Below are 14489 nucleotides of genomic sequence, written 5' to 3'. Positions count from 1 at the left end.
GAACGTGGCCTGCCGCAGCGGCGAGAAGATGCCGTTGGCGTTCACTGCCTCGGCCGCGCCATCACGCGGCCGGGTGTCGCGTGACCCGCTCGCAGCTTTGGCTTCCGGAGATGTCGGCATTCAGCCGACGAGTTTAGCAAGAGCGGCAATAGGCCCCGGCTTTGGGCGCCGACCTTTATGCGTTCGGGCCGCCGACAGCCTTGAGAAAACCGACTCTGCCGGCCTCGCCTTCGCGCCGCAGAACGCAGGCGTTCAGCTCGAACTTCACGCCCGGGATGGTCTCGTTGACCGTCGGATTGCCGGTCCACCAGACGACGCGGCAAATGCGTTTGCGGATTCGCCAGCCTGCTTGTGTACGCATGACCTCGTCGTCGTACCAGCCGCTGCCGTCCCACAGAGGCGAGCCTCCGGCCGCATGACGCACGAGGCGCCAGCTGCCATAGGTGAAAGCCTGCGCCGAGTCGCCGTCGACCTGCACCAGGTGGTTCATCATGCAGTGCTGAGTGCTGTCGAAGGGCGCGTGGAAGGCCGCAAAATCCGACTTGAACCTCGCACGATCACGCCAATGCGCGGACTCGCTGTAGTCGGCATCGACATCGTCGGTGAAGATGCGATCGAATAAATCCCATCGCTGCGCATCCACTGCGACGCCGTAAAGATTGACCAGCTGGATGATGGACATGATGTCCGGCTGCGACATTCGAGCCTCCTCAGACCGATGCTCACCCGGGTGATCAAAGCGGGTTCAGCATCGGAGTCTGTGCCCGCCCCGACATCGTCGTCCATGCGAAAACCCATCGCGACGAGCACAGGCAAGCCTCGTGTCACGTCGAGGCAAGACGACACGGCCCGGGCAGCATTGGAATCCACACGAACCTCGCGACCCTCTTATTCCCTCCATGAACCGCCCCTGCCCCGCGAGCGACGTCGGTCGGCAATCCCTTGCCGACGTGTGCGCCCTGATCGCTTGAGCACGTCGGCAAAGGATTGCCGACCTAGCTTCATCGGCTTCCTGGGGGAATTCTCGTTACGTTAGTGCCATTCGCCTTAGGAGTCTGCCGGCGGTGGCGCGGTGGACTGGCGCAGCTTGATTTCGTATTCGAGATCCCGCCGCGACGCAGCGGCCGGCGGCGAGCCGGTGTCCTTGTGCCCGGTCAAGGCCAGCAGGATGTCGGCCGCGGCCTCGGCCATTTGCGCGATCGGCTGGCGCACCGTGGTCAGCGGCGGCCAGACCACGCCGGCGATCGGCGCGTCGTCGAAGCCGACCACCGACAGCTCCGACGGCAGCCGGATGCCGTTTTCGTGCGCCACCGCGATGACCGCAGCGGCCATGTCGTCGTTGCTGGCGAAAATGGCAGTCGGACGCTTCGGCTGCAGCAGCAGCCGCCGCGCGCACTCCAGACCGGAGGCATACGAGAACAGGCCCTGTTCGACCAGATGCGGCTGCAGCTTGAGCTGATGCGCCGCCATCGCGCGGCAGTAACCTTCGTAGCGCAGGCGCGCGGCCGAATGACCGGGGTCGCCCTTGATGAAACCGATCTCGCGATGGCCCAGGCCGATCAGGTGCTCGGTGAGTTGCTCGGCGGCCGCAGCGTCGTCCATCGCCACCACCGGCGAGTCGCCGAAGTCCTGGTCGGGCGCGATTCTGACGTAGGGCACGCCGGCTTCGCGCAGCACGCGCAGCACGTCGGGAAAGTCGGTGATCGGCGGCGTCAGCACCACACCGTCGAGGCGCAGTTGCGTGACCAGCGCGGCGGTGCGTGCAGCGACGTCGGGCGCGCTGATGTCGATCTGCTCGACCATCAGGTGATAGCCGGCCTCGCGACAACGATTGAGGATGCCGATCTCGACGCGATGCGCATAATCACCACTGGGATCACCAAACAGGTAGCCGATCAGGAACGAGCGCATGCCCGCCAGGCTGCGCGCCGAAAAGTTCGGCCTGTAGTCCAGTTCCGCGACCGCGCGCATCACCCGCTCGCGCATTTTCTCGCGGACATTGGGCTCTTTGTTGATCACGCGGGACACCGATTTGATCGATACCCCGGCGAGCACGGCCACGTCGGTGATGGTTGCCTTGCCGCCGGATTTCATCGATTCACCGCTCTCCCGTTGCAGGCTCGCATGCCGTCCCCGCATCGCCGATGATGCTGGCAGACCAGAGACACTGGCAACTACGGCGATGGGCGGGAGACGCATGCAAGACGACCGGAGCGGTGCACCGCGCGCCACCGCCAGTACCAGGCTCAGCGCGCGCGAGCGCTATGGTTTCGCGGTCGGCGATTTCGGGCTCAACCTGTACTGGCAGGGCCTGGGGCTGTTCCTGATTTTTTTCTACACCGACGTGCTCGGCATTCCGGCATCCGCGGCCGGTCTGTCGTACTTCGTCGCGACGCTGTGGGATTGCGTCACCGATCCGGTGATGGGTGTGCTCGCCGATCGCACACGCACGCGCTGGGGCCGCTACCGCCCGTTTCTGCTGTTCGGCTCGATGCCGCTGGCGATGGTGTTCGCGCTGGCGTTTTCGGGCCCGGCGCTATCGACATCCGGGCTGGTGGCCTGGACGCTGGTAACGCACTTGCTGGTGCGCACGCTGTACACCGCGGTGGCGATCCCCTACTCCGCGCTGTCCGCCTCGATCACCCGCGACAGCGACGAGCGCGTCGGCCTGACCGGCCTGCGCATGCAGTTCGCGTTTCTCGGCGGTTTTGCGGTCGCCTATCTGATACCGGCACTGGCCGAGGTACTCGGCGCCGGCGACCCGCGTCGCGGCTATAGCCTTGCGGCCGCGGTGACCGGCGCACTCGCCAGCGTTGCGTTCGCGCTGTGCTTCGCCTCGGTGCGCGAACCGGGGTACGCCCGGCCACCGCAGGCTTCGAGCAGCGGCTTCATCGCCGAGGCGCGCGCATTCCTGGCGAACGCGCGCCGCAACGCGCCGCTGCTGTGCCTGCTCGCCGGCAAGTTCCTGGTCACGCTGACCTTGACCATGCACACGCGCAACCTGATTTATTTCTTCAAGTACGTGCTGCGCGCCGAGCACCCGATCCGCTACGCGATCCCATTGCTGGGCGTCGCCAGCATGCTCAGCGTGCCGCTGTGGGTGTGGCTGATACGCCGCAGCAGCAAGCGCGGTGGCTGGCAGATCGGCAGCCTCCTGACCTTCGCCAGCGCGCTCGCGCTGTATCTGCCGCAGCAACTGCCGCTGCTTCCGGCCGTGGCACTGCTGGCCCTGATCGCGATGGGCAACACCGCGTATGGCGTGTGCTTCTGGGCGATGCTGCCGGACACCGTCGAATACCACCAATGGCGCTTCGGCCGGCGCGACGAGGCCAAGGTGTTCGGCCTGGCCGCGTTCATCGAGAAGTTTGCAATGGGCCTGTCCGCGCTGGCCACCGGCACGATGCTCGACGCCAGCGGCTTCGTCGCCAACCAGGTCCAGCAGCCACCCGCGCTGCAGGCCATCCGCGCGGCCATGGGCCTGCTGCCGGCGATCGGCGCGGCGCTGTCGATGCTGGCACTGTGGGGCTATACGCTCGACGGCGCCCGTCATCGCCAGATCGTCAGCGAGATCGACGCGCTGACCGGGGATCGCGGAACCGATTAGCAGCGACCGCCCCGCCCGCCGCGCTTGCCCGGCCATACGGCGCTGCAGAAAATGTCTTGACAGCGCTGTCTTTTCGATTAAGGTGGCGCTTAAGGGCTGGCTGCAAGTCTGGCGGTAACTTGCTGGCCCCAAAACGATAAGCGGGCGTCTAACGCCCGCCAGGAGAGAACCACATGACGGCTCGCAGCCCCCGCTCCCAGGCGACCGGACTTACCTTGATCGCAGCCCTCGGCGGCCTGTTGTTCGGCTACGACACTGCGGTGATTTCAGGCGCGATCGGCTCGATCGACCTGAACTTCATCGACCCGCTGCAGCTGTCCGAAACCGCCCGCTCCAGCCTCTCGGGCTTCACCATCTCCAGCGCGCTGTTCGGCTGCGTGATCGGCGGTGCCGGTGCCGGCTGGCTGGCCGATCGCTACGGCCGCAAGCGCACACTGGTGTTCGCCGCGCTGATGTTCCTGATCTGCTCGATCGGCTCGGCGGTGCCGGAACTGGGCCTGGGCACGATCGGCGGCATGGGCGCCGGCGCGCTGCTGCCATTCAATCTGTACCGCATCATCGGCGGCATCGGGGTCGGCGTCGCCTCGCTGGTGTCGCCGCTGTACATCGCCGAGATTGCGCCCAAGCACAGCCGCGGCAAGCTGGTGTCGCTGTACCAGATGGCGATCGTCGTCGGCATCGTCGGCGTGTACTTCATCAACTGGGCGATCGCCGGGCTCGGCAACTCCGAATGGCTGCACCGCGTCGGCTGGCGCTGGATGTTCGCGTCCGAGGCGCTGCCGTCGATGCTGTTCCTGGCGCTGCTGCTCGGCGCGCCGGACACGCCGCGCTGGCTGGTCATGCAACGCCGCGACACCGAGGCGCTGGCGCTGCTGCACCGGCTCGGCAGCGAAGCCGATCCGGGCGCGACGCTGGCCGAGATCCGCGCCAGCCTGGTGGTCAGCCAGGAGCGGCTGTTCGCCTACGGCGCGCTGGTCGTCGTCGTCGGCATCCTGCTGTCGGTGTTCCAGCAGCTGGTCGGCATCAACGCGGTGCTGTACTACGCGCCGCTGATGTTCCAGAACATGGGCTCGAGTACCGACTCGGCGCTGCTGCAGACGGTGATCGTCGGCCTCGCCAACATGGTGTTCACGCTGGTGGCGACCTTCAAGGTGGATTCCTGGGGGCGGCGGCCACTGATGCTGTGGGGCGCGCTGATCATGGCGGCGTCGATGCTGACGCTGGGCACGCTGTTCGCGTCCGGCCACATGGGCCTGGCGGCGCTGGTGGCGATGATCGTCTACATCGCCGGCTTCTCGCTGTCATGGGGGCCCGTGGTGTGGATCCTGTTGTCGGAAATCTTCCCCAACGCGATCAAGGCCAGAGCGATGGCGATCGCGGTGGCGGCGCAGTGGATCGCGAATCTGGCGGTGTCGTGGTCGTTCAAGGTCCTCGACGGCAACTCACTGCTCAACGCCGCGTTCAACCACGGCTTCGCCTACTGGATCTACGGTGCGATGAGCCTGCTCGCGGCGCTGTTCGTGTGGCGCTACGTGCCGGAGACCAAGGGCCGCAGCCTGGAACAGATGCAGCATCTGTGGCGTAAGGCCTGAAGCATGGCCCTCGTTCGCAAACGCTGGTTTTTTATTTCGGGGCTGCTGATCGCAGGCGGCCTCGGCTCCGTTGCCGCGTCGCCGGCCGATGTCGCGGTGCATCCGGCCTTGTGGCCGGACTCGCCGGCCGCGCAACTCGCCACGCCAGCGGTCGAGGCACGCGTCGATGCCTTGCTGGCGTCGATGCCGCTGGAACAGAAAGTCGGCCAGATGATCCAGGGCGACATTTCCACGATCACGCCGCAGGATCTGCACGACTATCCGCTGGGTTCGGTGCTGGCCGGCGGCAACTCCGGCCCGGGCGGCGACGACCGTGCGCCGCCCGCGGCCTGGCTGGCGATGGCCGACGCCTACTACACCGCGGCCATGGACGTGGCGCCGGGACGCACACCGATCCCGCTGCTGTTCGGCGTCGACGCGGTGCACGGGCACAACAACATCATCGGCGCGACCTTGTTCCCGCATAACGTCGGCCTCGGCGCCACGCGCGACCCGGAACTGCTGCACCGCATCGCCGAGGCCACGGCGAAAGAGGTCGCCGTGACCGGCCTGGACTGGAGCTTTGCACCGACACTGGCCGTGGTTCGTGACGACCGCTGGGGCCGCAGCTACGAGAGTTATTCCGAGGAGCCCGAAGTGGTGCGCAGTTACGCGGCGGCCGTGGTCAGCGGCCTGCAGGGCGACTACGGTACGGCCGGCTTCATGGGTCCGGGACGCACGCTGGCCTCCGCCAAACATTTTCTCGGCGACGGCGGCACCGATGGCGGCCACGATCAGGGCAACAATTTGGCCAGCGAGGCCGAACTGATCCGCCTGCACAACGCCGGCTATCCGCCGGCACTCGAAGCCGGCGTGCTGACGGTGATGGCCTCCTTCAGCAGCTGGCAGGGGCAGAAACTCAGCGGCAGCGAGCCGCTGATCACGCAGGTGCTGAAACAGCGCATGGGATTCCAGGGCCTGGTCGTCAGCGACTGGAACGCGCACAGCCAGATCCCGGGCTGCACCAAGGACAGCTGCGCCGCGGTGTTCAATGCCGGCGTCGACATGGTGATGGCCGCCGACTGCTGGAAAGGGCTCTACACCCACACGCTGGCGCAGGCGCGCAGCGGGCAGATCCCGGCAGCGCGCATCGACGACGCGGTGCGCCGCATCCTGCGCGTCAAACTGCTGGCGGGGCTGTTCGAGAAGCCGCGGCCATCACAGCGTCCGCTGGCTGGCGACTACGCCGAACTCGGCAGCCCAGCGCATCGCGCGCTGGCGCGTGAGGCCGCGCGGCGTTCGCTGGTGCTGCTGAAAAACAACGGCGGCCTGCTGCCGCTGCAGCGCAAGGCGCGCGTGCTGGTTGCCGGCACGGCGGCCGACGACATCGGCCGGCAGACCGGTGGCTGGACCATTTCCTGGCAGGGGACCGGCAACGGGCGCCAGGATTTTCCGGGCGCCACCTCGATCTGGCAGGGCATACGCGAGCTCGTCGAACACGCCGGGGGCTCTGCGGAGTTGAGCGCCGACGGCCACTACACGCACAAGCCCGACGCCGCCATCGTGGTGTTCGGTGAGGAGCCTTACGCCGAGTTTCAGGGCGATCTCGAAACCCTGGAATACCAGGCCGGCGACAAACGCGACCTGGCGCTGCTGCGACGGCTGAAGCGCCAGGGGATTCCGGTGGTGTCGATCTTCCTGTCGGGCCGTCCGCTGTGGGTCAACCCCGAGATCAACGCCTCGCGGGCTTTCGTCGCCGCCTGGCTGCCGGGCTCCGAAGGCGCCGCGATCGCAGACCTGATCTTCCGCGCGCCGGCCGGCCGGGCCGCGCCCGATTTCAGCGGCAAGCTGCCGTTCTCCTGGCCGCGCAGCGCGGCCCAGACCCTGCTCAACCGCGGCGACGCCGGCTACGCGCCGCTGTTCGCCTACGGCTATGGCCTGAGCTATCGCGACCATGGCTCGCTACGCCGGCTGTCCGAAGACCCCGGCGTCGCCGCGCCGACGGCGGCCAACCTGGGCATCTACTTCCGCAAGGGCCGCACGCTGGCACCATGGGCGCTGTACGCCCGCGATTCCCAAGGCGCCGCCGCGCTGGATGCGGCAACGCTCGCCAGCCCCGGCCGCGTGCTGCAGGTGCGCGCCGTCGACGGCGCCGCGCAGGAGGACGCACGTTCGATCAGCTGGTCGGGCGGCGGCGACGCTTCGATCTACGTGCAGGGCAAGGCCGTGGATCTGCGGCGGCAGGCGAATGGCGACATGGTGCTGAGCCTGCGCTACCGGGTCGATAGGGCGCCGAGCGCACCGGTGCGGCTGCGGCTGTCCTGCGGCGAAGGCTGCGGCGCATCACTGGATGCCGGCAGCCTGTTCGGTGATGCCGCCGGCGGCGCCTGGCGCACCGCCCACATCAAGCTGAGCTGTTTTGCGGCGGCGGGCGCGGACCTGTCGCAGGTGGAGCGTCCGTTCGAGATTCAAACCGACGGCCGCTTCGGCCTGAGCTTCACCGAACTGAAGCTCGACTCCAACCCGGGCGACGGCAGTTGCCCGGGATCGTGAACGCCTTGCCGGAGCGGATCAGCGCAGCGCACGCCGGTAGATATGCTTCACCAGTGCGCGGTGATCCGGCAGATCGGCCACCGCGTGCGGCGCGAGCTGGCGGATCGTCTGGAACTCGCGCTGCGCCTGCTCGGCGCGCGGATAGCGGGCGCGGCTGGCCGACAGGTCGCTGCGATATTCCATGCCGTACAGCACGTACTGCCAGCTCGACGGCAGGTACATTTCCAGGTCGGTGACGAAATCCAGCCGGTGCGGCGCGCGGTAACGCCACATCGCGAGCTTGTCCTTGAGCGTGTCCGGAATCGTCGCCGCGTCGGCGTTGTCGATCCAGTAGCGGCTGTCGCTGCGCTGGCTCAGGCAGTAATGCATCTTGATGAAGTCGAAGATGCGCTGGTAACGGCCGGTCATCAGCTCGTTGTAGATCCGCGCCGCCGGCGCCATCTCGCCGTCATGCGGCAACAGGTAGCCGATCAGGTAGGCCGCGGTTTCGATCAGGCCGATCCCGGATGATTCCAGCGGCTCGACGAAGCCGCCGGCAAGGCCGACCGATACGCAGTTCTTGACCCAGGCCGTTTCGCGGTAACCGACATTGAGCCGGATCGGCTTGGCCTCCAGACCGGCACCGGCGCGGCCGACATAGGCGCGCAACACCGCCTCGGCACGCTCGTCGCTGCTGTAGCGGCTGGAATAGACGTAGCCGACGCCGCGCCGCGCGTCGAGGCCGATGTCCCAGATCCAGCCCGCCTCCTGCGCCGCGGCGATGGTGTAAGGCGCGATCGGCGCATCGGGCCGCTCGTAGGGCACCTGCATCGCCAGTGCGCGATCGTTGAACAGCACCGAGTTCATGTTGCGAAACGGCGCCTTGAGAGCGCTGCCGATCAGCGCCGCGCGAAAGCCGGTGCAGTCGATGTACAGATCAGCGGTCAGCGCGCCGCGTTCACGCGTCACCACGCGGGCAATCGCACCGTCGGCAGCCAGCTCGACGCGTTCCACCGTCGCACGCAAATGCTCGACGCCGGTCGCGGTCGAGTGCTCGCACAGCAGCGCGGCGAAGCGCGCGGCGTCGAAGTGATACGCGTAGTTCATCGGCCCCTGAAAATCCGCGTCATTGAACCGCTTCGGGCCGCGGCCAGCGTCGACGATCGATTTCTGCAAGGTCACTGCCTCTGCGAATGCAGGCCGGCCTTCGGTCTCGCCCAGCAGCCAGTAAGGCAGCAGCTCCGGACCGTCGCCGCGCTGGCTCGGCAGGCTGAAAGGATGGAAGTAACTCGCCGCACCGGCCGCGCCCGGCGGCCGCACCCAGTGCCGAAACTGGATGCCCTGCTTGAACGTGCCCTGGCTGGCGCGCATGAAGCGCGCCTCGTCGATGCCGATCAGCGACAGGCTGCCCTTGATCGACGGGAACGTGCCCTCGCCCACGCCGACCGTGGCGATCTCCGGCGACTCCACCAGCGTCAGCTGCACGCCCTGCCCGCCGGCGCTGCCGAGCAGACGCGACAGCATCGCGGCGGTCAGCCAGCCGGCGGTGCCTCCGCCGACGATCAAGATCCGTTTGATGGCCGCCATTTTCTCTCCCCAATTTTTAATGCCTCATGTAGCGACGATGGCGGCTCCTGATAACGCTGTCAACCTCGGTTAAATTTAATTGACAGCGCTGTCTTAATTGGTTCAGTATCGCGGCACAGGTTCGGCGTGCGTTTGCAATGAGCACGCAAAAAAATGAACACAGAGGCGCAAGCCCATAAGGAGGAGAGAGATGCGAATCAAGGAACCCAAGTTCCGTCTGAAGGAAGCCGCGTTCAGCCGGCGCGCTTTGCTGATGGCCTTCCTCGCCGGATCGCCGTCGGCGATGGCCCAGCAGGCGCCGCCTATGCCGCCGGAGAATCAAGCCGTCGCTGCCACCGAGCCGGACGCGATCGAGGAAGTCATCGTCACGGCGACCAAGCGCTCGACCTCGCTGCAGGAAACACCGATCGCGGTCACCGCGATCAATGCCGCGGCGCTGCAGGATGCGCATGTGCAGACCGTGCAGGACATCGTCCATCTGGTGCCGAGTTTCCAGGCGACCTCGCAAGGCGATCACGGCGTGATCACGATGACCTTGCGCGGCATCGGCAACGACAGCGCCAAGACCGAGTACGCCGATCCGGAAGTGGCGATGTTCGTCAACGGCATCTATTCGCCGCGAGCCGAAGGCGCGACCAGCCTGCTGTTCGACATGGACTCCATCGAAGTGCTGCGCGGGCCGCAGGGCACGCTGTGGGGCCGCAACTCCACCGTCGGCGCCGTCAACATGCAGACCGCCAGAGCGGTGCTCGGGCAAACCTCCGGCCAGGTCGAGGCGGGAGTCGGTAACTACAACCGCTTCGGCACGCGCGGCGCGCTGAACCTGCCGATGGGCGATACCTTCGCGGTACGCCTGGCCTTCGTGCACGAGCAGCACGACGGTTATGTCGACTATCAGGATGCGCCGCATCCGTCGCTGCAAAGCCAGCAGGCCGCCCTTGCCGCCTACAACGCCGCCAATGAAACCAGCGTGCCGTTCCAGCCGCTGAATCCGAACCTGTTCGTGCAGCAAGGCGACAAATACAGCGCCCAGGATCAGAGCGCCGCGCGAGCCAGCATGCTGTGGCATCCGTCCGAGCAGCTGAGCTGGAACCTGTCGCTCGAGACCTTCGCCGATCGCGGCACGCCCAACATGAATCTGATGCAGGACCCGCGGCCCGGCGAAGACCGCTGGTCCGCACTGATCGACACGGCGCCCTATGTGAAGCGCGACGCCACGACCCTGCGCAGCCGTGTCGACTACGCGATCAACGATGACCTGGCCATGGCCTACGTCGCCGGCTACTCGCACTTCACCGGCGCCTCGGATTTCGACCAGGACGGCGGCGCCAAGGTACCGACCAGCTTCACTACCGGCGCAACCTACCAGGAAGATCGCACCAACCATTCGCGCTACAACAACTACAGCCATGAGCTGACGCTGCAATCCAGCGGCGAACACAGCATCGACTGGATACTGGGCCTGTACTACGCGGCGGAAGACAACGAGATCCGCTTCGACATTCCGATCTTCAACGGCACGCAGCAGGGCACCGTGGCCTGGCAGGGATCCTTCATCCAGCCCAAGGAAACCGTCGAGTCCAAGGCGATCTTCGGCCAGACCACCTGGAACCTGACGCAGGACCTGCACCTGACCGGTGGCCTGCGCTATACCGCCGACGTTCGCGAGAACAAGGGCGGCACCAACAACGGCTGGGACAGCGCAACGACCGCGGCCCACGTGCCGGTCGACCCCAGCAGCGACCCGCTGGCGCCAGGCTCGGGCTTCTCGACCTACCAGCACAACGACGGCCATTACAGCGGCAACAAGCTCACCTACCTCGCTCGTGTCGGCTACGACATAGCCAAGGACACCCTCGCCTACGCGAGCCTGTCCAGTGGCTACAAATCGGGTGGCCTGCAGGACGGCGGGGTCGAATACGGCCCGGAGACGCTGACCAATTACGAGGCCGGCATCAAGAACAGCTTCTTCGACAATCGCGTCACTTTCAACAACGCGGTCTACTACCAGGACTTCAAGGACTTCCAGTTCAGCGCCCCGGTCACCAACACGGACGGATCGCATTCGCTGGTGACCTCCAACGCCGAAGGCGCCAAGGTCTACGGCGTCGAGTCCGAAATGGCCGCGAAGATCAGCCGCGACGATCTGGTCCGGCTGTCGATGGCCTATACGCACACCGAACTCGGCAAGCTGATCGCCGGCAGCAACGACTACGCGCTGCCGCCCTGCCCGGTCGCCGACATTTCGAACTGTCTGGATGTGACCGGCAACGAGCTGCCGCATGCGCCGAAATTTGCCGCGCAATTGCTCTACGAACACAAGTTCCACCTGGCCAATGGCGCGGTGCTGGCGCCGCGCCTCAGCTCGCACTACGAGACGGCCAGCTGGCTGAGCGTGTTCAACGACGGCTCGGGTGATCGCCAGAAGAACTACACCCGCACCGACCTGGGCCTGCGCTACACGGCCGCATCGGAGAAGCCCTGGTATGTGGATTGTTTCGTCCAGAACCTCGAAAACTCGGATATCAGGACCAATGCACAGAGCTCGTTCGGCGTCTGGCAATCGCAGTATCTGCCGCCACGCACCTACGGCGCGAACGTCGGGCTCGAGTTCTGAGCCCAGCGGTTTCCCCACGAGGCAGTGCTTCCCTGCTGGGCACTGCCTCGCTTTTTCACGCTCGCCCCATCGGCCACTCCGCCAATCGCCTCAGTTGAGCAGCGCCGACGGGCTGTAGCTCAGGCTCAGCAGCGAGGCCGTTTCCTTGCCGTCGCCGCCGACGTCGCTCAGCCGGCCGAAGCGCAGATTCACCCATGCTCCCTTGATCAGACGCAGATCGACGCCCAGGGCTTGCTTGAAGGTTCGCTGCGACGCCGTGATGTCTCGTGAGCCGGCATCGCTGAACTCGGCCAGCGCGCGGATTGTGTCGGAGCCGAACGTCAGGCGCGCCACCAGCAGCGACGTGTCCTTGCGCTCGACGCTGGCAGTGCCCAGGGTCTGCAGCACCGGTTCGCTCAGGCTGCGTCGATAGGTGACGGCAAGCGCGGCGCGGTTCTTGAGATCCAGCCGGCCGCCGTCGAGATGTTCAAAGCCATAGGTCAACGACACCGCGAGTGTCTTGCCCAGGCTGCTCTGGTCGCCGCCGTCGTGCGGCTTGATCCAGCCCTGCCCATAGGAGAACGACGCGTTCGAGCGGTTCCAGCGCAGGCTGGCCTGGACGATCTGGTCGCAGGCCTTGACGGCGTCGAAGATCGGCTTGTCGTCTTCTTGTCCGCCGACCTGATTTGCCTGCTTGAAAAGCTCCGCCTGCACGGTACATTTGTCTTTACGCTCGGTGACTGCCTGGTCGTGCAGCGCATCGTCGAACGCGATGACCGGGTCGTCGCTGCGGTTGAAGATATAGCTCATCTCGATGGCGGCGGCCTGACGCTCGTAATCGATGTCGCCGATCTTGGCCTGCCCCTGCGCGTAGCTGAGTGTGGTCGACGACAGCAGGCGCACGTAGTCGTGATTCCGATAGTCCGGCAAGTCGAATGGCGACCAGGCCGTGCGCGCCGGCGCCACGGCAAGGGCGAGCGTCCCGTTGCCGCCGCCTTCACTCGCACCCTTGAACGCGACGACGATGTCACGGATGTTCTCCACGTTGGCGACGACGTCGCCCGAGATGCCCAGCAGGCTCGCCGCGGTGACCGAGCCGGCGGCATCGTCGGACTGATAGCTGCTCCAGTCGCCGCCGCCCTCGACTGCGGCGCCACCTTCATGCTGATACACCGGGGTCACCTGATCCTCGGCAAACGCCGGGATCGACGACAGGGCCCACAACAACACGCATGCCCGCTGGCTAAGCTTGATCATCATCGTGTTTGCCTTAGACGTTGAACTGGACCCAGGGCCGTTCGACGGCCTGGTCGCGCGGACCGCGCGTCGTGTCGACGTTCTTGGCGCCGCTGTCGTAACGCGATACGCCGTCGATCGGCAACTGGTAGTGGAACGTCCCGCCAAAACCGTTCTCCACGATCAGGATCACGTAGCGCGCCCAGTAAGTCCCGGCTGCCAGTTCGACCGCAACGTCCTGGCCCTCAATGAGATTGGCGCCGGCGATCGGCACGGAATCCAGGCTTTTTTCCTTGCGAACCGAGAACGCGCCAAGCAGCGAGGCCGCGCCGCTGACCCGGACCAATCCGAACTTGGTCGACATGACATTCCCCCTTTATGTGCTAACGACAGACCGTGTCGGACTTTCGACAGCGCAGCATCCTCATGCTTGATGATGCGATGCCGCTCTCGCCCCCACAGAGCTTCAACCACTAGCGCAATGCCGTCTAGACTTTGAGCGACCTGGAAATGTAGCGGAGATCGCGTTACAAGCAAGAGTCCGCGAACGAGGAACTACCTCATCGCCTCGATCATCGCCCCGAAGCGCTGCTCGACAGCGGCACCGAGCTGCGGATGAGTGAACACGTAGAAACGATTTTCGCGGATCGCGTCGAGCACCTGGCGGCCCACTTCCAGCGGCTCCATGCCTTCGTATTCAAGACGGTGTCGCGCCGCCGCCCGGCGCGACATCGCATCCGCATCCTGCGGCGCCAGCTGCTGCGACGAGGTTTCGAACAGCCGTGTACGCACCTGCGCCGGCAGCAGCACCGAGACGCCGATGGCTGAGCCCCGTAGTTCCAGCCTCAAGGCTTCGCTCAGCGCAAGCATGCCGGCCTTGCTGGCGACGTAGCTGGCGCCGCCGGCGTAGGGCAGCAGTGCACCCATCGACGCGGTGTTGACGACGTGGCCGCCCTGGCCCGCGCGGCGCATGCGCGGCAGCAGGCTGCGCAAACCGAGGAAGCTGCCGGTCAGGTTGGTGTCGATGATGCGCCGCCATTCGGCGGGCTCGAGTTCTTCCACCGGGCGTCCGCTGCCGGTGATTCCGGCGTTGTTGCATAGCAGGTGCACGCCGCCGAACAGGGTTTCGGCGCGAGCGGCCGCCGCATCCCAGGCCGCTTCGTCGCGAACATCCAGAATCTGCACGGCAGCCGCGTACCCGGTCGCGGCCAGGCGGGCCTGCGCGGCCGCAAGCGCATCGGCATCGACGTCGGCGAGCATCAGCTTCATGCCGGCTTCGGCGCAGGCTCGGGCGATCCCCAGGCCGATGCCGCTGGCGCCTCCGGTGATGAACGCGACGCGGCCTTTCAGATCCTGCACAGTG

General features: G+C 66.2%; 10 protein-coding genes. 4 read left to right on the top strand and 6 right to left on the bottom strand.

Features of this window, described 5'->3' with window-relative positions; genetic code table 11:
• Nucleotides 1-175 precede the first annotated feature (175 nt).
• A complete protein-coding gene (locus JWQ90_RS25220) occupies nucleotides 176-700 on the bottom strand; it encodes a nuclear transport factor 2 family protein (RefSeq protein WP_299697831.1) in 525 nt (174 codons plus the stop codon).
• Nucleotides 701-1047: 347 nt separating this feature from the next.
• The gene (locus JWQ90_RS25215) at nucleotides 1048-2094 is read right to left on the bottom strand and encodes a LacI family DNA-binding transcriptional regulator (RefSeq protein WP_299697830.1); all 1047 of its coding nucleotides are present in this window, start codon (nucleotides 2092-2094) and stop codon (nucleotides 1048-1050) included.
• A 103-nt stretch (nucleotides 2095-2197) separates the two neighbouring features.
• On the opposite strand from JWQ90_RS25215, the gene JWQ90_RS25210 reads away from it, so the two are divergent.
• The 3 genes from JWQ90_RS25210 to JWQ90_RS25200 all read left to right on the top strand — a co-directional run bounded on the left by JWQ90_RS25210 (nucleotide 2198) and on the right by JWQ90_RS25200 (nucleotide 7728).
• Nucleotides 2198-3604 (top strand): MFS transporter, encoded by a 1407-nt coding sequence (locus JWQ90_RS25210; protein WP_299697829.1) that lies wholly within the window; start codon nucleotides 2198-2200, stop codon nucleotides 3602-3604.
• Between the two features lie 173 nt (nucleotides 3605-3777).
• Nucleotides 3778-5196 (top strand): D-xylose transporter XylE, encoded by a 1419-nt coding sequence (gene xylE, locus JWQ90_RS25205; protein ID WP_299697828.1) that lies wholly within the window; start codon nucleotides 3778-3780, stop codon nucleotides 5194-5196.
• 3 nt (nucleotides 5197-5199) lie between these two features.
• Nucleotides 5200-7728, top strand: a complete 2529-nt coding sequence (locus JWQ90_RS25200; RefSeq protein ID WP_299697827.1) for an exo 1,3/1,4-beta-D-glucan glucohydrolase — start codon at nucleotides 5200-5202, stop codon at nucleotides 7726-7728.
• Between the two features lie 18 nt (nucleotides 7729-7746).
• On the opposite strand, the gene JWQ90_RS25195 is transcribed toward JWQ90_RS25200, so the two are convergent.
• Nucleotides 7747-9294 carry a tryptophan halogenase family protein gene (locus tag JWQ90_RS25195; RefSeq protein ID WP_299697826.1) on the bottom strand — a complete coding sequence of 516 codons (1548 nt, stop codon included), beginning with the start codon at nucleotides 9292-9294 and terminating at the stop codon, nucleotides 7747-7749.
• Between the two features lie 190 nt (nucleotides 9295-9484).
• On the opposite strand from JWQ90_RS25195, the gene JWQ90_RS25190 reads away from it, so the two are divergent.
• The gene (locus JWQ90_RS25190) at nucleotides 9485-11911 is read left to right on the top strand and encodes a TonB-dependent receptor (RefSeq protein ID WP_299697825.1); all 2427 of its coding nucleotides are present in this window, start codon (nucleotides 9485-9487) and stop codon (nucleotides 11909-11911) included.
• Nucleotides 11912-12001: 90 nt separating this feature from the next.
• Here JWQ90_RS25190 and JWQ90_RS25185 read toward each other — a convergent pair whose 3' ends face one another.
• From JWQ90_RS25185 to JWQ90_RS25175, 3 genes are all read right to left on the bottom strand, one after another.
• Nucleotides 12002-13150 (bottom strand): hypothetical protein, encoded by a 1149-nt coding sequence (locus JWQ90_RS25185; RefSeq protein ID WP_299697824.1) that lies wholly within the window; start codon nucleotides 13148-13150, stop codon nucleotides 12002-12004.
• Between the two features lie 10 nt (nucleotides 13151-13160).
• On the bottom strand, nucleotides 13161-13490 hold the full coding sequence (locus tag JWQ90_RS25180) for a hypothetical protein (protein ID WP_299697823.1): 330 nt from the start codon (nucleotides 13488-13490) through the stop codon (nucleotides 13161-13163).
• A gap of 191 nt (nucleotides 13491-13681) precedes the next feature.
• The gene (locus JWQ90_RS25175; RefSeq protein WP_299697822.1) at nucleotides 13682-14485 is read right to left on the bottom strand and encodes an SDR family NAD(P)-dependent oxidoreductase; all 804 of its coding nucleotides are present in this window, start codon (nucleotides 14483-14485) and stop codon (nucleotides 13682-13684) included.
• Between the last annotated feature and the right edge of the window lie 4 nt (nucleotides 14486-14489).

Origin of the sequence: Hydrocarboniphaga sp., from assembly GCF_028291725.1 — a bacterium.
In the GTDB taxonomy this organism is placed as follows: Bacteria; Pseudomonadota; Gammaproteobacteria; order Nevskiales; family Nevskiaceae; genus Hydrocarboniphaga.
This window is presented reverse-complemented; position numbering and strand designations above follow the sequence as displayed.

Coding starts and splice junctions, on each gene's coding strand:
- JWQ90_RS25220 (WP_299697831.1), bottom strand. CDS start 700: ATGTCGCAGCCGGACATCATGTCCATCATCCAGCTGGTCAATCTTTAC.
- JWQ90_RS25215 (WP_299697830.1), bottom strand. CDS start 2,094: ATGAAATCCGGCGGCAAGGCAACCATCACCGACGTGGCCGTGCTCGCC.
- JWQ90_RS25210 (WP_299697829.1), top strand. CDS start 2,198: ATGCAAGACGACCGGAGCGGTGCACCGCGCGCCACCGCCAGTACCAGG.
- xylE (WP_299697828.1), top strand. CDS start 3,778: ATGACGGCTCGCAGCCCCCGCTCCCAGGCGACCGGACTTACCTTGATC.
- JWQ90_RS25200 (WP_299697827.1), top strand. CDS start 5,200: ATGGCCCTCGTTCGCAAACGCTGGTTTTTTATTTCGGGGCTGCTGATC.
- JWQ90_RS25195 (WP_299697826.1), bottom strand. CDS start 9,294: ATGGCGGCCATCAAACGGATCTTGATCGTCGGCGGAGGCACCGCCGGC.
- JWQ90_RS25190 (WP_299697825.1), top strand. CDS start 9,485: ATGCGAATCAAGGAACCCAAGTTCCGTCTGAAGGAAGCCGCGTTCAGC.
- JWQ90_RS25185 (WP_299697824.1), bottom strand. CDS start 13,150: ATGATGATCAAGCTTAGCCAGCGGGCATGCGTGTTGTTGTGGGCCCTG.
- JWQ90_RS25180 (WP_299697823.1), bottom strand. CDS start 13,490: ATGTCGACCAAGTTCGGATTGGTCCGGGTCAGCGGCGCGGCCTCGCTG.